The organism is Pseudomonas sp. MM211 (genome assembly GCF_020386635.1).
Classification (GTDB): Bacteria; Pseudomonadota; Gammaproteobacteria; order Pseudomonadales; family Pseudomonadaceae; genus Aquipseudomonas.
Genome location: NZ_CP081942.1, coordinates 3,633,526 through 3,654,670 on the forward strand (window position 1 = coordinate 3,633,526; position 21,145 = coordinate 3,654,670).

The following is a 21,145-nucleotide window of genomic DNA, read 5'->3' on the forward strand; positions in this document are numbered from 1 at the left end:
GCGAAACGGCCGAGCTAGAGCCCCGGCGCTTCGCTTGTGGGGCTATTCGAGGAGGCGCGAACATGAGCTGGGCAGGATCCTTTCAAGGGCAGATCAGCAAGTCGCAAAGGCAGTCGAACGAGGCCGAAGCCGCTGTCATCTTCGACCCCGCCATCCCCACGTTGCTATGCCTCTCGCACCTGCGCTGGAGCTTCGTTTACCAGCGCCCGCAACACCTGATGTCGCGCTTCGTGCGTGACTACAACGTGCTGTTCTTCGAGGAGCCGATCGGCAGCGATGAACCCCAGCCCTGGCTGGAGGTGCGCCCCGAAGAAGGGGGCGTTCAGGTACTGGTACCGCGCCTGCCCCATGGACTGGATGCCCAGGCGAGCAATACCGCCATCCGCGCGCTGCTGGATATCTACCTGGCCAGGCTGGAGGTCGATGACCTGCTGCTCTGGTACTACACGCCCATGAGCCTGGCGTTCTCGGCCCATCTGCAACCGAGGGTGACCATCTATGACTGCATGGACGAGCTGTCCGCATTCCAGGGTGCCCCGCCAGAACTGGTCGAGCGCGAGCGCGAACTGCTGGCCCGTGCCGATCTTGTGTTCACCGGCGGCCACAGCATCTGGGAGGCAAAGCGCACGCTGCACGCCAACGCGCACGCCTTTGCCAGCAGCGTGGATATCGCCCATTTCGCGGCTGCACGCCAGGCACAGAGCGATCCGCCGGATCAGGCCGAAATCGGCCGACCGCGCCTGGGTTTCTACGGTGTGATCGACGAGCGCTTCGATATCGAGCTACTGCGTACCGTGGCGACGATGCGCCCGGACTGGCAACTGGTGATGATCGGCCCGGTGGTGAAGATCGACCCGACCAGCCTGCCCGAGCAGGCCAACATTCATTACCTCGGCAGCAAGACCTACGACGAACTACCCCGCTACCTGGCGGGCTGGGATGTTGCCCTGATGCCCTTTGCGATAAACCCGTCGACACGCTTCATCAGCCCTACCAAGACCCCGGAATACCTGGCCGCAGGGCGCCCGGTGGTGTCCACGCCGATCAACGATGTGATGCGCAGCTACGGCGATTGTGGATTGGTGCTGATCGCCGGCAGTGCCGAGGAGTTCGTCGCTGCGTGCGAACAGGCATTGGCACTGGCTGCCGACCACGACGCCATGTTCGCCGCCGCTGACCGTGTGCTTGCAGGCATGTCCTGGGACAAGACCCAGGCCGAGATGAAGGAGATGATCGAATGCATCCGTTGAATCCCGAGAACATCGCGTCGCGCACCGACCATCAAGATGATGATGCTACCGATCAGGCATTCGATTACCTGATCGTCGGTGCAGGGTTCGCTGGCAGCGTGCTCGCCGAGCGTCTGGCTGCCGGGCTGGGCAAGCGCGTACTGGTGGTCGACCGGCGCTCGCACATCGGCGGCAACGCTTACGATCATTACGACGAAGCCGGCGTGCTGGTGCATCGCTACGGCCCGCACATCTTCCATACCAATGCCCAGCGCATCGTCGACTACCTGTCGCGTTTCACCGAGTGGCGCCCCTACGAGCACCGCGTGCTGGCGGTGGTCGATGGCCAGCAGGTACCGGTGCCGATCAACCGCACCACGCTCAACGCCCTGTATGACCTACACCTGGAAAGCGATGAAGACGCCGCGGTTTATCTGGCCAGCCGTGCCGAGCCGGTCGCCGCCATTCACACCAGCGAAGACGTGGTGGTCAACCAGATCGGCCGCGAGCTGTACGAGAAATTCTTCCGGGGCTATACCCGCAAGCAGTGGGGCCTGGATCCGTCGCAGCTGGACAAGATGGTCACCTCGCGGGTGCCGACGCGAACCAATACCGATGACCGCTACTTCACCGACACCTTCCAGCAGATGCCGCTGGAGGGCTATACACGCATGTTCGAGCGCATCCTCGACCACCCGAACATCAGCGTCAGGCTGAATACCGACTACCGGCAGATCCGAGACGAGGTCGAGCACGGGCACCTGATCTACTGCGGCCCCGTCGACGAATACTTCGACCATTGCTTCGGCAAGCTGCCCTATCGCTCGCTGAAGTTCGAGCACCAGACCCTCGACCAGCAACGCTTCCAATCGGTGGCCACGGTCAACTACCCGGACGAGGCGGTGCCGCACACACGCATCAGCGAATACAAGCACCTCACCGGCCAGCAGCACCCCAGCACGAGCATTACCTACGAATACCCGTCGGCCGAAGGCGATCCCTACTACCCGATTCCACGCCCGGAAAACGCCGAACTGTACAAGCGTTACGAACAGCTGGCGGGCGAAACGCCGGGGGTCACCTTCCTCGGCAGGCTCGGCACCTACAAGTACTACAATATGGATCAGGTCGTCGGTCAGGCCCTGGCGCTCTACAAACGCATCGAGCAAGCCAACGGCAACCCTGCCGCGAGTGAAAGCGCCGAGCACGGCGAAAGCCTTGCGACATAGGACGAGCGATGCACCTCCCTTCCCTATTCGACAGCTTCTTTCTCGGCGGCTACGAGTGTTCGACCCATCGCCGTGACGATGGTAAGCGGCTCGACCTGATCGACGGCACGAGGCACGCGTACTGGGCGGCCAACGACTACGCCGCACTGCGGCATCACGGCATCCGCTCAGCACGTGACGGCTTGCGCTGGCACCTGATCGAGTCCAGGCCACGGCATTACGACTGGTCGAGCTTCTTGCCGCAACTGAGGGCCGCCGAGCAGTTTGGTGTACAGGTGATCTGGGATCTGTGCCACTACGGCTGGCCGGATCATATCGATATCTGGCGGCCGGAATTCGTCGAGCGCTTCGCCCAATTCGCCGAAGCCACCGCGCGCCTGGTTCGTGAAGAAAGCGATCGGGTGCCCTTCTACTCACCGATCAACGAGATGTCCTTTTTGGCCTGGGCGGGCGGCGATGTCGCCTACCTCGCGCCACTGGGCAAGGGCCGCGGCGACGAACTCAAGCATCAGTTGGTGCGGGCCAGCATCGCCGCCATCGAGGCGATACGCGGGGTCGACCCACGGGCGCGTTTCGTTCAGGTGCACCCGGTGATTCACGTCGTGCCACGGGGCAATCGCCCGGATGCCCAGGCCGAAGCAGAGCGCTACCGGCTCTCCCAGTTCCAGGCCTGGGACATGCTCGCCGGCCTGCAATGGCCGGGACTTGGCGGCCGCCCGGAGTATCTGGACATCGTCGGCGTCAACTATTACCCGAACAACCAGTGGTTTTCCGGCGGCGGCACGCTGTGGCGCGGTGAGCCGGGTTACCGGCCGTTCAGCGGCATTCTCGCTGAGGTCTACCAGCGTTATCGACGCCCCGTGCTGGTGGCGGAAACCGGTGCCGAGGGCGATCAGCGAGCCGATTGGCTGCGCTATATCAGCGAACAAGTGCGCCTGGCCCTGCAGCGTGGCCTGCCGCTCGAAGGCATCTGCCTGTATCCGGTGCTCGACTATCCCGGCTGGACGGATGATCGGCACTGCCCAGCGGGCCTGTTCGGTTACCCCGACGAGCGCGGCGAGCGGCCGGTATGCGAGGCGCTGGCGGAAGAACTGGGGCGTCAGCAAGCCCATCTGGCCGCCCAGATGATGGCGCGCACTTGAGCCGCTCGGCAGCGCGAGAACTGCCCGGGCGACCGGTGGCCTTTCTTGCCCACTACGTGCGCCGTCGCCCCTGGCATTTCGGCGGCATGTTCCTGCTGATTCTCGGCGCCAGCGCCTGCGCAGTGGCCGTGCAGTACGGCATGAAGCTGCTGGTCGATGCCATGGCCACCGACGACCGTCAGCACGCCGAGGTGTGGTTTCCGCTAGGGCTGTTCATTGGTCTGATCGTGGTCGAGAACGTCTTCTGGCGACTCGGTGGCTGGCTGGGTTGCCACACGGTGGTAGCCAGTTGCGTGGATCTGCGCGTCGACCTGTTCCGCCACCTCACCGGCCACCCCATGGGCTACTTCGCCCGCCACTTCGCCGGCGCCCTGGGCAACCGCATCTCCGCTACAGGTCAGGCGGCAGGCTCGATCTACGGTGGCCTGGCCTGGAAGATCATGCCGCCGTGCGTGGATTTCGTCGGTGCCGTGCTGGTGCTGTTCACCGTGCACACACGGATGGCCCTGGCGCTGATCGTCTTCGTGATGATAGTGGCCGCGCTGATCACCGCGTTCGGCATCCGCGGGCGCAGCAAGCACCAGCGGTTCGCGGCGCAGGCAGCACGGGTCGGCGGTGAACTGGTGGATGTGGTGTCCAACGTCTGGACCATCAAGGCGTTCTCGGCACGCGACCGCGAGAGCCGGCGGCTGGCCGAGGAAATCGGTATCGAGGCACACGCGCAGCGACGCAGCTGGATGTACCTGGAGAAGGCGCGGGTGATCCACGATATCTGCCTATCGCTGATGGCTGGCGGCATGCTGGTGTGGGCCATCCAGCTGTGGATCGCCGGCACCGTGACCGCTGGCGACGTGGTGATGGTCAGCGCCCTGACCTTCCGCATTCTGCATGGCTCGCGTGATCTGGCCCTGGCGCTGGTCGACACCACCCAGCAGCTTGGCGCCATCGAGGACACGCTGCGGATCATCGTGCAGCCCCATGAGCTGGATGATCCGGAAACCCAGCTGGCGCTGTCGCGCGGCGATATCGAGTTTCGCCATGTGGCGTTCGCCTACCCGGATGGCCGCCGCGTGTTCGAGGACTTCCACCTGCACATCCCGGTCGGTCAGAAGGTCGGTATCGTCGGGCCTTCCGGCGCAGGCAAATCCACCCTGCTCAGCCTGATTCAGCGCCTCGACGATGTGCAGGCCGGCAGCGTGATGATCGACGGCCAGAACATCAGCGAAGTCAGCCAGGACAGCCTGCGCGCTCGCATGGCCGTGGTGCCCCAGGAAACCGCACTGTTCAACCGCAGTATTCGCGAGAACATCCGTTACGGCCGACCGGACGCCAGTGACGACGAGGTTACCGCGGCCGCTCACCACGCCTTTTGCGATGCCTTCATCCGCGAACTGCCTCAGGGTTATGACACCCAGGTGGGCGAACGTGGAGTGATGCTTTCCGGCGGTCAGCGGCAGCGTCTCGGCATCGCCCGGGCATTTCTCAAGGACGCACCGATTCTGATCCTCGATGAAGCCACCTCGGCGCTGGACACTCACTCCGAAGCGGAAATCCAGGCGGCTCTGGCCAACCTGATGCAGGGCCGTACGGTGCTGGCAGTAGCGCATCGGCTGTCGACGCTGGCCAGTTTCGACCGCGTGGTGGTGCTCGAAAAGGGTCGCATCGTCGAAGACGGGCCGCCTGAGCAGTTGCGCCAACAGGGTGGCAGCTTCGAGCGCCTGTGGCGTCTACAGGCAGCCGGGTTCGACGCGACCTGACAATGGCCTGCGCAACGTGACTCTTGTAGGAGCATCGACCTCGGCGCGGAGCGATCGTGGCCACGCGGCACAACCTGCATCGGCCGCACGATTCGCCCGCAAGCGGGCTCCTACAGTAGCGAGGTGTCTGCTGGCTGTATGTTCACCACTCACTCGATCGTGGCTACACCGCGATGGCGACGTTGCATCGCCATTCGCCCGGAAGCGGCGTTCATCCAGTCATAAAAAAACCGGGCTCGAGGCCCGGTCTTTCGTGCAGCCTGGCTTATCAGCCGCGGCCTTCGCGGTAGAGGTTTTCGAAGCAGAAGTTGGTCGCTTCGATGTAGCCCTCTGCACCACCGCAGTCGAAACGGCGGCCCTTGAATTTGTAGGCCAGTACGCAGCCTTCCTGAGCCTGTTTCATCAGCGCGTCGGTGATCTGGATTTCACCGCCCTTGCCCGGCTGAGTGTCCTTGATCAGGTCGAAGATATCCGGAGTGAGGATATAGCGACCGATGATCGCCAGATTCGACGGCGCGTCTTCGGCCTTCGGTTTTTCGACCATGTGGCTGACACGGAAGATGTCGTCACGGATCATCTCGCCGGCGATCACGCCATACTTGTGGATCTCTTCCATCGGTACTTCCTGCACCGCGACGATCGAGCAACGGAACTGGTTGTACAGCTTGACCATCTGGGTCAGCACGCCATCGCCTTCGATGTTCAGGCACAGGTCATCTGCCAGTACCACGGCGAACGGCTCGTCACCGATCAGCGGACGGCCGCTGAGGATGGCGTGGCCCAGGCCCTTCATTTCCACCTGACGGGTGTAGGAGAAGGTGCAGTTGTCGATCAGGCGACGAATACCGACCAGGTATTTTTCCTTTTCGGTGTCGCGGATCTGGTGCTCCAGCTCATAGCTGATGTCGAAATGGTCTTCCAGGGAACGCTTGCCACGACCGGTCACCATGGCGATCTCGGTCAGGCCGGCGTTGAGGGCTTCCTCCACGCCGTACTGGATCAGCGGGGTGTTGACCACGGGCAGCATTTCCTTGGGCATGGCCTTGGTCGCCGGGAGAAAGCGGGTGCCATAACCGGCGGCTGGGAACAGGCATTTCTTGATCATGTGTTTTCCTTGAGTGGTCGATGTTGCACAAGTCGCTGAACCGCTGCCGTCAGGAGGTCTGACGCAACCGTTCGTAGTAATAGGGCAGTCGAAGCAAGGCATGGCGCGCTGCGGCGGCGCGCCTTTCGTTATTGTCTCCAGGGAAGGTGACGGTCTCGCTGGTCACCCCTTCATGCTCGGCAATGCGCGTGGCGCAGGCGAAACACATGGCGCCGTCGATCACTTCCTGGCCGCTCTTGTCGTCAGCAGTCGGTGCGCCGGTAATCGCCAGAATGATGTCGGCACTGCTGACCTTCAGCACGCCGATGGCCATCTCCCGGGCGACTTCCTCGCTGTTCATGCCGAAGGTCTCGATGGTCTCCAGCTTGACGCCGAGACTGGCCTGCATAGCGCGCTTGGAATAGGCGACGAAACCGCTTTCGAGCACGCCATCACAGCCCGGTACCGCCGCGACGGTAGCGGCCAGCAGCCCGGCCGTGGCCGACTCGGCAGTGCTCAGCACCAGGTTGTACTTTTCCAGGAAATGGACCGCCTGCTCGATGTTTTGCATGCTGGCGAAATTCTCCGACCCAATCGTTACTGTGTGTCTATGGCAGTGCATGGGGCACACAAGTTCCGGACAATTAGCAGAGACCATTTATCGAGCAGCCTGAACTCTTTGCACCGCCTGTTTTTCCCACGCTAGACAGCAGGCCGAACTCAAGGGGCAATGAAGTGAATACTCTGCGCAAGCTGCAAGACACCCATGAACTGCAGGACGTGAGCGATAGCTCGATCCGCACTGCATTCATCCAGGCATTGAGCGAGAAAGCGCGCCCTCTGTTCGAAGAAGCAGCCAGTTATGCCCGCAATCACGATCTCGACGTAGTGGTCGATCTGGTGCTGGAAAACGACAAGCCGCGCCTGATCCTGGCGGTCAGCCGACCCGATGAAGGTCTGGTGAGCAGCTACAGCCTGGTCGCCAACCTCGCAGCGCAACGCATGCTGCACGAGGAGTACTACGCCGACAGCGGCGATATCCACCGCCAGGAATCGTTGCTGGCATCGGTGAACGAAAAGGTCATCGACACCCGTCTGGCCAACTTTTTCCGCAAAGGCTTCGCCCTGCCACTCGATTACATCAACGAGCGTCACCCCATCGGCTTCTGGTGATCGCACCATTTGCCTGATCCCGGGCAATGCAATCCCGCTTTCGCTGACCTACGGTAGATGTCTGTCAGCAACTGCGGGAAGTCACCATGCAAGTGGATGTCGTCATAGTAGGAGCCGGGCCGGCAGGTCTCTGTCTGGCTCGCTCACTGTCCGGTAACGGACTCGCCATTCGGCTGATCGAACGCCAGACGCTCGATAAACTGACGAACCCGTCGCTCGATGGCCGCGAAATCGCCCTCACCCACGCTTCCCAGCAGACACTGCAATCACTGGACATGTGGCGACACCTGCAGGCCGACGAAATATCTCCCCTGCGTGACGCCCAGGTGCTCAACGGTTCTTCCCCGTATGCGCTACGCATCCTCGCCGCAACGGCTGGCGAAGAGCGCCTGGGCTGCCTGGTGCCCAATCAGGCGATCCGCCGCGCAGCTTTCGCTGCGGTAAACGACTGCCCTGACGTCGAATTGCTGACCGGCTGCACGATCGAGGATCTGCAGTGCTCCAGGCAAGTCGTGGCGCTGCGCCTGAGCGATGGCCAGCGCATCAATGCGCGCCTGCTGGTCGCTGCCGACAGTCGTTTTTCGGAGACCCGGCGACGCCTGGGAATCGGCGCGCACATGGAGGATTTCGGCAAGAGCATGCTGGTTTGCCGTATGAGCCACGAACGCAGCCATGAACAGGTGGCCTGGGAGTGGTTCGGTTACGGGCAGACGCTCGCCCTGCTCCCCCTTAACGGCAACCACGCCTCGGCGGTGCTGACCCTGCCACCGGAGGAAATCAACGAGGTGATGAAGCTTGCGCCGGACGCCTTCGCCCGTGATATGGAGCGCCGTTTCGAGCGACGCCTGGGGCGCATGGAGCTGATCGGCGAGCGCCATGCCTATCCGCTAGTGGGCGTCTATGCGCAGCGCTTCGCCGGGCTGCGTTGTGCGTTGATCGGTGACGCCGCGGTGGGCATGCACCCGGTGACGGCCCATGGCTTCAACTTCGGCCTGCAAAGCCAGAAGCGGCTGGCGGAAGTGTTGCTCGACGCATTGCGCGAGGGTCGCGACATCGGCGACCCCGCCGTGCTGCAGCAATACGCCCGTGCCCAGCAGCGTGCCAGCTGGCCGCTTTATCAGGCAACCAGCCTGCTGGTGCGGCTGTACACCGACGATAGAATGCCTACGCGCCTGTTGCGCAATGCCGGGCTACGCCTGGCGCAGAACCTGCCGCCGTTCAAAGCGGCACTGGCCCGGCACCTGACACAAGTGTCGGGCTGAATCAACTGTCCGCGGCGCGCTGCATGTTGACCCGCTGACGCCACTCCATGTACGTCTTGAGGAACAGCGTGAACAACGCCATGCAGGCCAGCAGGGCCGCAGCGGTGAAGGCCGCCACCGGTTTGTAGTCGTTGTTCAGCTGATCCACCAACAGCGGCAAGGTCAGGGTCTGGTTGAGGATGGTGCCGGACACCACCGACACCGCGCCAAACTCGCCCACTGCCCGTGCGTTGGTGACCACCACGCCATACAGCAGCGCCCACTTGATGTTGGGCAGCGTGATATGGCGGAAGATCTGCCAGCCATTGGCCCCCAGGCACAGCGCCGAGGTTTCCTCGTCATTGCCCTGGGACTGCATGACCGGAATCAGGATGCGCGCCACATAAGGCGCAGTGACGAATACAGTAACCATGACGATGCCGGGCCAGGCGAACATCAACTGCATGTCGTTATCGTAGAACCAGCGCCCCAAGGCGGTTTCCAGTCCGTAGACGACCAAGTAGCAGAGGCCTGCGACCACCGGCGACACGGCATAGGGAATGTCCACCAGGGTGGTCAGCAGCTTGCGGCCGCGGAAGTCGTAGTGGGTTACGCACCAGGCCAGCAGAATGCCGAAACACAGATTCAGCGGTACGGTAAGCGCGGCGACCAGCAGGGTTAGGCCGATGGCGTGCTGCATGTAGTCCTGGGACAGGTTGTCGACCAGCATGCTCCAGCCACCGCTGAGCGCCCTGGTGAAAATCAGCGCGAGCGGAACCAGCAGCATCAGCGCGACTGCACCGAGGCCCAGCGTTATGAGTAACCATTGATGCCAGTGCTGAGGCTTTTTCATCGGCTTTGCCTCTGCCATTTGAACAAGCGCCCCTGCACCACCTGCAAGGCGAAGAGCAGGAACAGTGACGCCAGGAGGATTACCGAAGCGATCGCCGCCGCTGCCGGATAATTGAATTCCTGCAGGCGGACGAAAATCATCAGTGACGACACTTCGGTTTTGAATGGAATGTTGCCGGCGATCATGATCACCGCGCCAAACTCGCCCAAGCTGCGCACGAACGCCTGGGAGGCGCCAGTGATCAGCGCCGGCGTCAGGCTCGGCAGCACCACGTAGGCGAAGCTCTGCCATTTGTTGGCGCCCAGGGTGCTGGCCGCCTCTTCGTATTCGGTACCCAGGCTCTGCAGCACCGGCTGCACGGTACGCACCACGAATGGCAGGCTGGTGAACACCATGGCGATCAGCAGGCCGGGATAGGCATAGGCGATCTTGATACCGGCGGCATCGAAATACTGGCCGAGCCAGCCACCGGGTACCAGCAGGGTCGCCAGGGTCAGGCCGGCTACCGAGGTCGGCAGGGCGAACGGCAAGTCCACCAACGCATCGACCAGGCGACGGCCAGGAAACTCGTAACGGGTGATGATCCAGGCGATCAGCAGGCCAATCAGCAGCACGATCACGGTGGAATAGAAGGCCCCGCTGATGGTGACCTTGTAGCTCTGTACCACGCGCGGATCGCTGATCGCCTGCCAGTATTGCGCCCAGCTCATATCACTGACGTACAGCAACAGCGCGGATAGCGGAAACAGGATGACCAGCGACAGGTAGAAGACGCTGAAACCGAAGCTCAGGCCGAAGCCAGGCAGCAACGGATTCTGCAGAAAGAAAACGGGGGTCTTGCTCACTCGAAAGTCCTTCAATGCACAAACCGCCGGAAGGTGGCGGTTTGTGAAATACAGCTGATGCAGCTCAGCCCTCAGCGATCATCACGATCTCGAAAGCCGCAGGGCCGACGCGCAGCAGATGGCTGCAGTCAATTACCGGCCTTCGGCCAAAAGCTGGTCAAGAATAGCATTGCCGTCGAAGTGCTTGGCGGTGATCTCGTCCCAGGTACCGAGAACTTCGGTCGGGTTGATCAAGCGCAGATCCTGGAACTGACCAGCCGTTTCAGCGGCCACTTCCTTGTCCTGCACGCGGTAGTGGTAGGTGGTAAGCAGCTTCTGGATGTCCTTGCTGTACTGGAAGTCCAGGTAGGCCTTGGCTACGTCACGGGTGCCTTTCTCGTCGACCACCTTGTCGACCACGGCAACCGGGAATTCGGCCAGCACGCTGACCGGCGGCACGACCACTTCGAACTCGCCGGATTTGAACTCTTCACCGTTGGCGATATTGACCACTTCCGATTCGAAGCTCAGCAGTACGTCACCCTGACCGTTCTGGGCGAAGGCCACGGTCGCACCACGGCCACCGGTGGGGAAGTTCTCGACGTTATGGAGGATCTTGCCGACGAACTCCTTGATCTTGGCTTCGTCGCCCTTGAACGCTTCGTTGGCGTACAGCCAGGCGCCCAGGTAGCTATAACGAGCGTTACCGGAGGTTTTCGGGTTCGGGAACACCAGCTTCACGTCGGAACGGGCCAGATCGTCCCAGTTCTTGATGTTCTTCGGGTTGCCCTTGCGCACCAGGAAGGCAGTAGTGCTGTAGTACGGCGAGCTGTGGTTGGGGAACTGCTCGGCCCAATCCTTACGCACCAGGCCACGCTTGGCCAGGATGTCCACGTCGGTAACCTGGTTGAAGGTCACGGTGTCGACCTTCTTGCCTTGAATGATATCCTGAGCCTGGCGCGAGGTGCCGGCGAACGACTGGTCGATCTTCAGATCCTTGCCGGTCTCGGCTTTCCAGTGGGCCTGGAACTTGGGATTGATCTCGGCGAACAGCTCACGAGCGACGTCATAGGAGGCATTAAGAATTGGCTTGTCCGCAGCCAGCGCAGTGGCGCTACCGAGCAGGGAGGTGGTGACGGCAGTCGCCAGCAGGAGTTTCTTCAGCATGATCCAGGGTTTCCTTACGAGGTGGGTGCGGATGCGGCCTCAGTTTGCTTGATGCCCTTATGCCTTAAAAGAACCTTTTTATCATAATCATATTCCACTACGCACTAGGGGCTGTTGACATTTCACGCACGGCTGCGCCGTAGCTCATTTTGCCGCGAGGCAAGGAACGCCTTTATCACGGCAGAACGACGCCGGGCTCTGCAGGTCTGAATCCTCAGACAGACGGGCCTCCGTTGTTCCCCCATGAAGGTAACTGGTATGCAAGAACAAGCAGACGGCAAGACCCCCGGCCTGTCAGCCGAAGAAGAGCGCGAGATCGATGAGAAGCTGCCGCCGCGGGCGGCGGTGTTGCATGAAACCATCAGGATCCAGGGCGACCATGAGCTGGAACGCAGCATCGCAGCATTATGGTGGTCGGCGCTGGCCGCCGGGCTGACCATGGGCCTGTCGCTGATGGCCATGGGTTTGTTCCGCTCTCGGTTGGGCCCCAGCGATGAAAGTCATGTGATCGCCAGCCTCGGTTATTCGGCAGGCTTTCTGGCAGTGATCCTCGCCCGTCAGCAACTGTTTACGGAAAACACCCTGACCGCCGTGCTGCCGGTGATGAGCAAGCTGACCCTGAACAATGTCGGGCGACTATTGCGTCTTTGGGGCGTGGTGCTATGCGGAAACCTAGCCGGCACCCTGCTGGTGGCTTGGGTGATGCTGCGCCTGCCGATTTTCGATGCCCAAACCGACCTGGCGTTTCTGGAAATCGGCCGTAAGGTGATGGAAAACGACGTGTCCAAGATGCTTGCCAAAGGCATCATCTCGGGCTGGATGATCGCCACCATGGTGTGGATGATCGCCTCGATGGAAAACGCCAAGATCGCCATTATCGTGATGATCACTTACCTGATGGCGCTGGGTGACTTCACCCATATCGTGGTCGGCTCGGTAGAGGTGTCTTATCTGGTGTATGCCGGCGAAGTGAGCTGGGGCGATTTCTGGCTGGTGTTTGCGGGGCCTACCCTGGCCGGCAATATCATCGGCGGCAGCTTTATCTTTGCCCTGCTTAGCCATGCCCAGATCCGCAGCGAGCGTGACGTGATTGCCAAACGCGAGCGCGACAAGAACAAGTTGCTGGAGGAGTTGCGCCGCAATCGCAAGGACTGACTGTGCAAGATCGCCAAAGGCCTCAAGGTCTCGGCCCGCCTGGTTTCCCGGGCGGGCCTTGCTGACTTGCAGCTGCCGTCAGGAGCGAATCACTCCTTCCACTTGCCGCCTTCGACGATGATCGCCTGCGGGTCTGTACCTTCCTCCAGCTCCGGGCGCACGTACTGATCATACAGAGCGAGCAGGAACTTCTCTTCTCCCAGCTTGGTCAGCTCGTCGTTCACCCAGTCGCGCAGTTCGATATTGCCCTTCTTCACTGCAGGTGCGATCGGCGCTTCATCACCCAGGGTTTCGGGCAGAACGCGATAGCCCGGATTCTGCTTGGCCCAGCTGAACAGCACCAGGTTGTCCTGGGCGTAGGCATCGCCGCGGCCGTTGGCCAGGGCCTGCAGCGACTCGGAGTTCTTCTCGAACTTGAGCAGCTTCCACTCCGGGTGGTTCTTGGTCAGCCAGATATCGGCGGTGGTGCCGGTGGTGACGATGGTGGTCTTGTCGGCCAGGTCATCGAGCTTCTGTGCTTCACTGCCCTCTGGCACCAGTGCCTGCACGGCAACGCGCAGGTTCGGGTTGGTGAACTCGACCGCCTCGGCGCGCTCTGGCGTGACGGTCAGGTTGGCCAGGATCAGATCGACCTTGTCACTCTGCAGGAACGGAATGCGGCTGGCCGGCTCCACGACGACGAATTCGACTTTCTTCTCGTCGCCGAGCAGATCCTTGGCAAAGCGTTTGGCGATATCGGTATCGAAGCCGACGTACTCGCCTTGCTCGTTGACGAAGCCGAACGGCGGCTTGTCGCTGAAAACACCGACGATCAGCTTGTCGCGGGCCTTGATCTTCTCCAGGTAGCTGTCGCTCGGTGCAGCTTCGGCAGCGGGTGGAGTCGGCGCGGCAGGCTCGGCAGCGGCCTGCTTGGGTTCATCGGACGGGCCGCAGCCAATCAGCAGGCTGGCGGCGAGCAACGGGAATGCTAGGGCAGATTTGAAGGTCATTGCGCTTTCCTTTTGGGCATGTTTTCCACGTAGGAGAACTTCTCCAGAAACTGCTGCGCGCGTGCGGTTTGCGGGTTGCTGAAAAAAGTTTCAGGGTCGTTCTGTTCGGCGATCACGCCGCCGTCCATGAACAGGATTCGGTCGGCCACCGCACGGGCGAAGGCCATTTCATGAGTGACGATAAGCATGGTCATGCCGCCTTCGGCGAGGCCCAGGATGACTTCCAGCACTTCCTTGACCATTTCCGGGTCGAGGGCTGCGGTCACCTCGTCGAACAGCATCACCTGGGGGTTCATGCACAGCGCGCGCACGATGGCGATACGCTGCTGCTGCCCCCCCGAAAGCTCGCGGGGATAGGCATCACGCTTGTCCAGCAGGCCGACCCGCTCAAGCAGACGTTCTGCCTGCGCGAGGGCCTCAGTGGGCTTACGCTTCTGCACCTTGAGCGGGCCGAGCAGGATGTTCTCCAGTACCGTCTTGTTCGGGAACAGGTGGTAGCTCTGGAACACCATGCCGATTTCCTGGCGCACGGCGCGCCAGTCGGTTTTGCCGTCCAGCTCACGGCCGGCGAAACGCAAGCTGCCGCCCTGCCCCTGCTCGAGGCCATTGAGGCAGCGCAGCAAGGTGCTTTTGCCGCAGCCACTGGGCCCGAGGATCACCACCACCTCACCGCGCTCGACACGCAGGTCGACAGCCCGCAGCACGGGCGTGGCGCCAAAGCTTTTACTGAATGAAGAGAGTTCGATCAACGCGGTCATGCATGACTCCAGCGCCGTTCCAGCACACGCGAAGCGGCGGACAGCGGATAACAGAGCACAAAGAAGAACAGGAACAGAAAGCCGTAGATGAGCACCGACTCGTAGGTGCGCTCGATGATCTGCTGGCCCACCTTGATCACATCCACCACGCCGATCAGAACCGCCAGCGAACTGGTCTTGATCAGCCGCGTGTAAACATTGATGGTCGGCGGCGTGATGCGCTTCAGCGCCTGGGGCAGCAGCACCTCGCCGTACAGCCGCCAAGTGTTCAGACCTATCGCCAGACCCGCCTCGCGCTGGCCCCGTGGCAACGATTGCAAGCCGCCACGTACCACTTCGCCCACCTCGCTGGCGCCCCACAGCGACAGCACCAGCACCGCGCACCAGAAGCTCGGCACGCTGATACCGGCGAAGATCGGCAGGCCAAAGAAGAACAGGTACAGCCAGACCAGCACCGGGATCGCCCGGAACATTTCCAGATAGACCCGCAGCACACCGTCGACCCAGCCCGAACCGAGGCTGCGCAGCACGCCGTAAAGCATCCCGCCAGCGGTACTGAAGGCAATTGCCGACGCCGAAATACTCAGGGTTTCCCAGGCGCCGCGGGCCAGTTGTGGCGCCGACACCCAGAGCAACTCAAGACCCGAACTGGCCATGTTGCAGCCTCCTTTCCAGTACACCCAGCAGCAGCGACAGCGGCAGGAACAGCAGCACGCACAGGGCGGTCATCACCGCGAGCATCTCGTAGGTCTTGTAGTACAGGGCGATGTAGCTCTTGGTGGTGTAGAGAATCTCCGGCACTGCCACCGCCGATACCACAGTGGTTTCCTTGAGCAGGAAGATGAAGTTGGCGAACAGCGCCGGCAGACTGAGCAGACCGGCCTGAGGCAGGATCACGTGGCGCAGCAGTTGCCAGCGCGACAGGCCGATGGACAGCCCCGACTCGATCTGCGCCTTGGGTACCGCTTCCACACCGGCGCGCAGCACCTCGGTCAGGTAGGCGCCGCCGAGAAAGGTCATGGCGATGATCGCCGCGGCGAAACCGGACAGCCGAATGCCGATCACCGGTAAGGCGAAATAGATGAAGAACAGCTGGATCAGCAACGGCGTGTTGCGCGCCACCTCGACGTACAAGCCGACTAGGCGGCGCAGAAACGGCACCCGCCAGACCAGGATCGCCGAGTTGAGCAGCGCCACCAGCAAGGAACAGGCGATGGCAATGGCACCGACCTGCAAGGTAACGCCAACGGCTTTCAAAAAGGCCGGCAGCGTCGATAAAACGAATGGCCAGTCGAAGCTCATGGCTGCGCACCGCCGTCACACAAGGGGGCCTGCGCCTGCAGGCCGGTTACCACGAACGAACGCATCATCGACACCAACAATCGACTGCCGCGTTGTGCGCAGCAGTGCAGGGTTAATTGCGCGCGGGGATCACCCGCGCTAGCAGGCTTTGAAAAACTATCTGCGTTGCCATCGCTGACGTTTTTCAACGGCCCGCAGGTTTCTGATCACCGCTATCAGCTACCCGGATTGGCGTAGGCTTCTTCGAAGAAGTAATCCTTCCAGGAAGCCGCCTTGTTCTTCAGCACGCCCAATTCATGCAGCTTCTCGGCGTAGATGAAGGTGCGTTGCGGCGAGACGGTGAAGTCGTTCTCCGGGTCTTCGATGATCTTCTGCACGAACGCCAGCGGCAGCTTGGAGTTCTCGACCTTGATGTAGGTCTCTGCCGCCGCGGCCTTGTCGGCCTTGATAATTTGCGATGCCTCGACCAGTGCGTCGTAGAAGGCCTTGTAGGTCTTCGGGTTCTCGTCGTGGAATTTCTCGGTGGCGTACAGCACGTTGAACGTGGCTTGACCGCCAAGGATGTCGTAGGAGCTGATCAGCTTGTGCACGTTCGGGTTTTCCAGCGCCTGATACTGGAATGGCGGGCTGGAGAAATGCGCGGTGATTTCCGAGCCGCCCTTGGTCAGCGCCACGGTGGCGTCCGGGTGCGGCAGGCTCACGGAAATCTTGTCGAAACGCTGGAAGTCGGCATTGCCGTAGCGTTTGGCGGTTTCGATCTGCAGGGTGCGCGACTGGAAGCCAACACCGGCAGCCGGCACGGCGATGCGATCCTTGTCGCTCAGATCATCCAGCGTCTTGACCTCGGCGCGATTGCTCAGCAGGTAGTTGGGCAGCGAACCCAGCGACGCGACGGCCTTGACGTTCTGCTTGCCGTGGGTGCGATCCCAGACGGTGAGCATCGGCGGTACACCTGCCGATACCACGTCGATGGCACCGGCCAGCAACGCCTCGTTCATCGCCGTGGCACCGGAAATGGTCCGCCATTCGACGTCGATGTCATCAAGGCCCTGGGCCTTGGCGTGCTTCTCGATCAGTTGCTGGTCCTTGACCACGTGCAGCACCAGATAACCGATGCCGAACTGCTGGGCGATGCTGATCTTGCCTTCCGCGTGAGCGGCCAGTGGGGTTGCCAAGGCACCGAGAAGGCCCAGGGCGGTGGCCAGACGGCCGAGTTTGAAGGTGTTGGTCATCGATTTTTCTCGTTATGTCATTTGATGAAATAGGTAGCACGGGTTGTGCGCAGCGATACCCGGGAATCGCCACCTGGGTATCGCTGCGCTCAACGCCAGGCTACAAATGCTTAGCGCTGCATCCCCCAGCGTTTGACGGTGACGCGCTCTATGGTGGCGAACACCAGGTTCTCCACCAGCAGGCCGATCAGGATTACCGCGGCCAGGCCGGCGAATACCTTGTCGGTGTACAGCTCGTTACGGTTCTGGAAGATGTACCAGCCCAGACCACCCTTGCCGCTGGACGCACCGAACACCAGTTCGGCGGCGATCAGCGTGCGCCAGGCGAAGGCCCAGCCGATCTTCAGGCCGGCAAGGATCGACGGCAGCGCAGCGGGCACCAGAATGAACAGCACGAAGCGCAGGCCCTTGAGGCCATAGTTGCGCCCGGCCATGCGCTGGGTTTCCGAAACACCGAGAAAACCCGCGTAGGTATTGAGCGCCAATGCCCACAGCACCGAGTGCACCAGCACGAAGATCAGGCTGTTCTCACCCAGGCCGAACCACAGCAGCGACAGCGGCAGCAGCGCGATGGCAGGCAGCGGGTTGAACATCGAGGTCAGGGTGGAAAGCAGATCACGGCCCAGCTGCGTCGAAACCGCCAGGGTGGTGAGCAGGAAGGCCATGCCGATACCGATTAGGTAACCCTTGATCAGCACCGACAGGGAGATGGCGGTTTTCTCCACCAGCTCGCCGGTGCCCACGCCTTCAATAAAGGCGCGCGCGGTCTGCAGAAAGCTGGGCAGCAGCAGGTCATTGCCCTGGTAGCGGGCCGCGAGTTCCCAGATCAGCGCCAGGCCGAGCAGGATCACCGACTTGCGCAGCCAGCCCTGCTGCCACAAGCGCTGCCCAAGGGACAGCTCGCGCTCCACCTGGAGGCCAGGCAACGGTTGCAGGGGGATTTCGCATTCCTCACGCCGTGCGGGGGAAAGATTCATGGTTGAACGCTCCTCAGTAGGCGATGCGGATGTCGTGGAAGCCCAGCTCGGCGTCTTGGCCGCTGTCGACCTCCTCGTCGAACAGCAGGCGATGGATGCGTTGCGCGGTCTGCTGGAAGCCCACACCGCCGAGGCTGTGCAGGTCGTACTGATGGCTGTTGATCTCCGCCCGCACTCGGCCGGGATGCGGCGACAGCAGCAGAATCCGGTTACCGACGATCAGCGCCTCTTCGATGGAATGGGTGACGAACAACAGGGTGAAGCGCACCTCCTCCCACAGTTCCAGCAACTCCTCCTGCATCTTGCGACGGGTCAGCGCATCGAGGGCGGCGAAGGGTTCGTCCATCAGCAGGATCTTCGGCTGCATGGCCAGCGCACGGGCGATGGCCACACGGGCCTTCATGCCGCCGGACAGCGTGTGCGGATAGGCGTCGGCGAAAGCGGCCAGGCCAACCTTGTCCAGGTAATGCAGGGCGCGCTCCTCGGCGTCCTTGCGACCCAGGGTGCGCGAGGCCAGCAGCGGGAACATCACGTTCTGCTTCACCGTCTTCCACGGCGGCAGTTGATCGAACTCCTGAAACACCACGATGCGATCCGGGCCCGGTTCGCGTACCTGGGCGCCATCAAGGCGAATGCTGCCGCCCACCGGTTCGATGAACCCGGCGACCGCCTTGAGTAACGTGGATTTACCGCAGCCTGATGGGCCGAGCAGCACGAAACGATCGGCACGATCCACCTCAAAGCTGACTTCGTGGGTGGCGCGTACGACGCGCTGCGGGGTGCGGTACTCGAGGCTGACCTTCTCCACCTGTAGAACGGTGTCGAAGGCTCCTGGATTCAGCGTGCTGGCCGTGTGGCCTTGCAGGGGGGCATTCATGGTTTTCAGCTTCCCTGACCGATGGCGGCATCTTCGAAGAAGTAGTCCTGCCAGGTGGCCGGTTTGTTTTTGATGGCGCCGACACGGTGCAGGAAGTCGGCCAGCGGATAGGTATTGGTGGGGGTGACGGTGAACTGGAACTGATCGTTGTCGATGATTTTCAGCAGCGCTTCGCGGCTGATCTTGGCGCCGGTAACGCGGATGTAGGTGTCCGCTGCCGCGCCCTTGTCCTTCTGGGCGTAATCGGCCGCTTCAGCCAATGCACCGACGAAGGCCTTGTAGGTCTTGGGGTTGTCGCTGCGGAATTTCTCGGTGGCATACAACACCGTCGGCGAGTTCGGGCCGAGCAGCTCATAGGTGTCGAGCACCACGTGCACATTCGGGTTTTCCAGCGCCTGGTTCTGGAACGGCGGGTTGGAAAAATGCCCGGTCAGCTCGGTGCCGCCCGATTTCAGGGACGCAGTGGCATCCGGGTGCGGCAGCGCTACGGTGTATTTATCCAGGCGGTTGAATTCCTTGTCGCCCCACTGCTTGGCGGCGGCGTACTGCAGGAAGCGCGACTGCACCGACACACCCACCGCAGGAACGGCGATGCGATCCTTCTCGGTGAAGTCGGCGATGGTCTTGACCTTGGGGTTGTTGCTCAGCAGGTAGTACGGAAAGTTGCCCAGCGAGGCCACGCCCTTGACGTTCTGGCGACCGTGGGTGCGATCCCAGACGGTCAGCAGCGGGCCGATGCCGGCACCGGCGATATCGATGGCTCCGGACAACAGCGCATCGTTGACCGCCGAGCCGCCGGAGAGCTGCTGCCAGTCGACCTTGATGTCCAGGCCTTCGGCCTTGCCATGCTTCTCGATCAGTTGCTGATCACGCACCACATTGAGCAGCAGGTAAACGATGCCGAACTGCTCGGCGATGCGGATCTGCCCCTCGGCGTGAGCGACTTGCGGCGCCGCCAGGCTGCCTGCCAGCAAGCTCAGACTCAGGGCGATGCCACCGGCGAGGCGGCCAAAACGGGGAACAGAGGGAAAGCGCTTACCTGCCGACATGTCGAGGCTCCAGTCAAAGGTGCAGAAATAGGATTACTAGCGAAGCGAGTCGCGTAAAAGGTCGTTGAAAAACGTAGGCGAGGCAGTCAGCGCAAGGCAAAAACAGGTGAGAAAGCGGAGTGTACGAGCAGTACATGAGCATTTTGAGCCTGTTTTTAACGTCGCGATGGCAACGCAGGTAGTTTTCCAGCGGCCTTTTTAAAAAGGTACGTCGCCCTGAATTGTTGTGCGGTGCATGCGCCGACGCAGATGACTCGGGCAGCCGGTCGCCAGATGGATCAGCGCGCGGTTGTCCCAGAACACCATGTCGTTCGGCTGCCACTGGTGGCGGTAGATGAATTCGGGCTTCGCGCTGTGGGCGTAGAGCTCGGTGAGAATCTGCCGGCTCTCGTCCTCGGGGACGTCGAGAATGTGGGTGGTGAAGTTCTCGTTGACGAACAGGCCCTTGCGCCCGGTTTCCGGGTGGGTGCGCACCACTGGATGGATCACCGCCTTGACCTCGGCCAACTGCGCCTCGGTCAGTGTCGGGCGGCGAATGCCCTTGAACACTTCATCGGCATAGCGAGCGGTGTAGGAATGCGCTGCACGCTTGCCATCGATGGCCTGGCGCAGCTCGGCTGGCAGTGTCTCGTAGGCCAGTTGCTGGCTGGCGAACAGCGTGTCGCCGCCCTCTTCCGGCAGCTCCTGGGCGAGCAGCATGGAGCCCAGGCTAGGGAATTCTTTATAGGACAAGTCCGAGTGCCAGAACTTACCGGCATCACCCAGACCGATCGGCTGACCGTTCTCGATGATATTGGAAATGATGAAGACTTCCGGGTGATTGGCCAGCAGGAACTGCTTGAGCACGTGGATTTGCAGCACGCCGAAACGACGGCTGAAATCGATCTGCTGCTGCGGGGTAATGCGCTGGTCACGGAACACCACGACGTTGTAGTCGAGGTGAGCCCTGTGAACGCGGGCGAAATCGGCGTCGTTCAGCGGGCGACTGAGGTCGAGGCCGACGATCTCGGCACCGACTGCAGCGGAAAAGGGGCGTACTTCAAAATTCTGCGTTGGCTGATGATTGGCAGAACTCAAGGACACGGCAGACATTCGCGCAACTCCACA

21 protein-coding genes are annotated in these 21,145 nt (G+C 61.8%); 7 read left to right on the plus strand and 14 right to left on the minus strand.

Annotated elements, in window-relative coordinates:
- The first annotated feature begins 62 nt into the window (after positions 1–62).
- Genes K5Q02_RS16665 through K5Q02_RS16680 form a run of 4 tightly spaced genes read left to right on the plus strand, consistent with a single transcriptional unit; the run spans position 63 to position 5,357 of the window.
- Positions 63–1,250 carry a glycosyltransferase family 1 protein gene (locus tag K5Q02_RS16665; RefSeq protein ID WP_225832341.1) on the plus strand — a complete coding sequence of 396 codons (1,188 nt, stop codon included), beginning with the start codon at positions 63–65 and terminating at the stop codon, positions 1,248–1,250.
- Entirely contained in the window at positions 1,238–2,458 is a 1,221-nt protein-coding gene (glf, locus tag K5Q02_RS16670; protein ID WP_225832343.1) for a UDP-galactopyranose mutase, read from the plus strand. Before K5Q02_RS16665 ends, glf begins: the two co-directional genes overlap by 13 nt.
- Positions 2,459–2,466: 8 nt before the next feature.
- Positions 2,467–3,600: a beta-glucosidase gene (locus tag K5Q02_RS16675; RefSeq protein ID WP_225832345.1), complete on the plus strand. Its 1,134-nt coding sequence runs from the start codon at positions 2,467–2,469 to the stop codon at positions 3,598–3,600.
- Positions 3,528–5,357, plus strand: coding sequence for an ABC transporter ATP-binding protein (locus K5Q02_RS16680; protein ID WP_442963929.1), 1,830 nt, complete (start codon positions 3,528–3,530; stop codon positions 5,355–5,357). The genes K5Q02_RS16675 and K5Q02_RS16680 overlap by 73 nt, the downstream gene beginning before the upstream one ends.
- Before the next feature lie 268 nt (positions 5,358–5,625).
- On the opposite strand, the gene galU is transcribed toward K5Q02_RS16680, so the two are convergent.
- Positions 5,626–6,462: a UTP--glucose-1-phosphate uridylyltransferase GalU gene (galU, locus tag K5Q02_RS16685; RefSeq protein ID WP_042554636.1), complete on the minus strand. Its 837-nt coding sequence runs from the start codon at positions 6,460–6,462 to the stop codon at positions 5,626–5,628.
- A 49-nt stretch (positions 6,463–6,511) separates the two neighbouring features.
- Positions 6,512–7,012: a CinA family protein gene (locus K5Q02_RS16690; protein WP_225832348.1), complete on the minus strand. Its 501-nt coding sequence runs from the start codon at positions 7,010–7,012 to the stop codon at positions 6,512–6,514.
- A 164-nt stretch (positions 7,013–7,176) separates the two neighbouring features.
- On the opposite strand from K5Q02_RS16690, the gene K5Q02_RS16695 reads away from it, so the two are divergent.
- Positions 7,177–7,614: a hypothetical protein gene (locus tag K5Q02_RS16695; RefSeq protein WP_225832350.1), complete on the plus strand. Its 438-nt coding sequence runs from the start codon at positions 7,177–7,179 to the stop codon at positions 7,612–7,614.
- Positions 7,615–7,700: 86 nt separating this feature from the next.
- Positions 7,701–8,876, plus strand: coding sequence for a 5-demethoxyubiquinol-8 5-hydroxylase UbiM (gene ubiM / locus K5Q02_RS16700; RefSeq protein WP_225832352.1), 1,176 nt, complete (start codon positions 7,701–7,703; stop codon positions 8,874–8,876).
- A 1-nt stretch (position 8,877) separates the two neighbouring features.
- Here the strand turns inward: ubiM and cysW are convergent, their stop codons facing one another.
- From cysW to cysP, 3 genes are all read right to left on the minus strand, one after another.
- The gene (gene cysW / locus K5Q02_RS16705) at positions 8,878–9,708 is read right to left on the minus strand and encodes a sulfate ABC transporter permease subunit CysW (RefSeq protein WP_225832354.1); all 831 of its coding nucleotides are present in this window, start codon (positions 9,706–9,708) and stop codon (positions 8,878–8,880) included.
- Positions 9,705–10,553 (minus strand): sulfate ABC transporter permease subunit CysT, encoded by an 849-nt coding sequence (gene cysT / locus K5Q02_RS16710; RefSeq protein ID WP_042554632.1) that lies wholly within the window; start codon positions 10,551–10,553, stop codon positions 9,705–9,707. The genes cysW and cysT overlap by 4 nt, the downstream gene beginning before the upstream one ends.
- Before the next feature lie 132 nt (positions 10,554–10,685).
- A complete protein-coding gene (gene cysP, locus K5Q02_RS16715; protein WP_225832356.1) occupies positions 10,686–11,699 on the minus strand; it encodes a thiosulfate ABC transporter substrate-binding protein CysP in 1,014 nt (337 codons plus the stop codon).
- A 258-nt stretch (positions 11,700–11,957) separates the two neighbouring features.
- Here cysP and K5Q02_RS16720 point away from each other — a divergent pair, with 258 nt between their 5' ends.
- The gene (locus tag K5Q02_RS16720; protein WP_225832358.1) at positions 11,958–12,854 is read left to right on the plus strand and encodes a formate/nitrite transporter family protein; all 897 of its coding nucleotides are present in this window, start codon (positions 11,958–11,960) and stop codon (positions 12,852–12,854) included.
- 89 nt (positions 12,855–12,943) lie between these two features.
- Here K5Q02_RS16720 and K5Q02_RS16725 read toward each other — a convergent pair whose 3' ends face one another.
- The 9 genes from K5Q02_RS16725 to K5Q02_RS16765 all read right to left on the minus strand — a co-directional run bounded on the left by K5Q02_RS16725 (position 12,944) and on the right by K5Q02_RS16765 (position 21,130).
- Entirely contained in the window at positions 12,944–13,843 is a 900-nt protein-coding gene (locus tag K5Q02_RS16725; RefSeq protein ID WP_225832360.1) for a transporter substrate-binding domain-containing protein, read from the minus strand.
- On the minus strand, positions 13,840–14,601 hold the full coding sequence (locus tag K5Q02_RS16730; protein WP_225832361.1) for an amino acid ABC transporter ATP-binding protein: 762 nt from the start codon (positions 14,599–14,601) through the stop codon (positions 13,840–13,842). The genes K5Q02_RS16725 and K5Q02_RS16730 overlap by 4 nt, the downstream gene beginning before the upstream one ends.
- The gene (locus K5Q02_RS16735) at positions 14,598–15,257 is read right to left on the minus strand and encodes an amino acid ABC transporter permease (RefSeq protein ID WP_225832363.1); all 660 of its coding nucleotides are present in this window, start codon (positions 15,255–15,257) and stop codon (positions 14,598–14,600) included. The genes K5Q02_RS16730 and K5Q02_RS16735 overlap by 4 nt, the downstream gene beginning before the upstream one ends.
- The gene (locus K5Q02_RS16740) at positions 15,238–15,903 is read right to left on the minus strand and encodes an amino acid ABC transporter permease (protein WP_131180612.1); all 666 of its coding nucleotides are present in this window, start codon (positions 15,901–15,903) and stop codon (positions 15,238–15,240) included. Before K5Q02_RS16740 ends, K5Q02_RS16735 begins: the two co-directional genes overlap by 20 nt.
- A 215-nt stretch (positions 15,904–16,118) precedes the next feature.
- Positions 16,119–17,135, minus strand: coding sequence for an ABC transporter substrate-binding protein (locus K5Q02_RS16745; protein WP_225832365.1), 1,017 nt, complete (start codon positions 17,133–17,135; stop codon positions 16,119–16,121).
- Positions 17,136–17,245: 110 nt separating this feature from the next.
- Positions 17,246–18,112 (minus strand): ABC transporter permease, encoded by an 867-nt coding sequence (locus tag K5Q02_RS16750; protein ID WP_225832367.1) that lies wholly within the window; start codon positions 18,110–18,112, stop codon positions 17,246–17,248.
- Between the two features lie 13 nt (positions 18,113–18,125).
- Positions 18,126–18,989, minus strand: a complete 864-nt coding sequence (locus K5Q02_RS16755; protein ID WP_225832369.1) for an ABC transporter ATP-binding protein — start codon at positions 18,987–18,989, stop codon at positions 18,126–18,128.
- 5 nt (positions 18,990–18,994) lie between these two features.
- The gene (locus K5Q02_RS16760) at positions 18,995–20,038 is read right to left on the minus strand and encodes an ABC transporter substrate-binding protein (protein WP_225832370.1); all 1,044 of its coding nucleotides are present in this window, start codon (positions 20,036–20,038) and stop codon (positions 18,995–18,997) included.
- Between the two features lie 198 nt (positions 20,039–20,236).
- Entirely contained in the window at positions 20,237–21,130 is an 894-nt protein-coding gene (locus K5Q02_RS16765) for a TauD/TfdA dioxygenase family protein (RefSeq protein ID WP_225832372.1), read from the minus strand.
- Positions 21,131–21,145 lie beyond the last annotated feature (15 nt).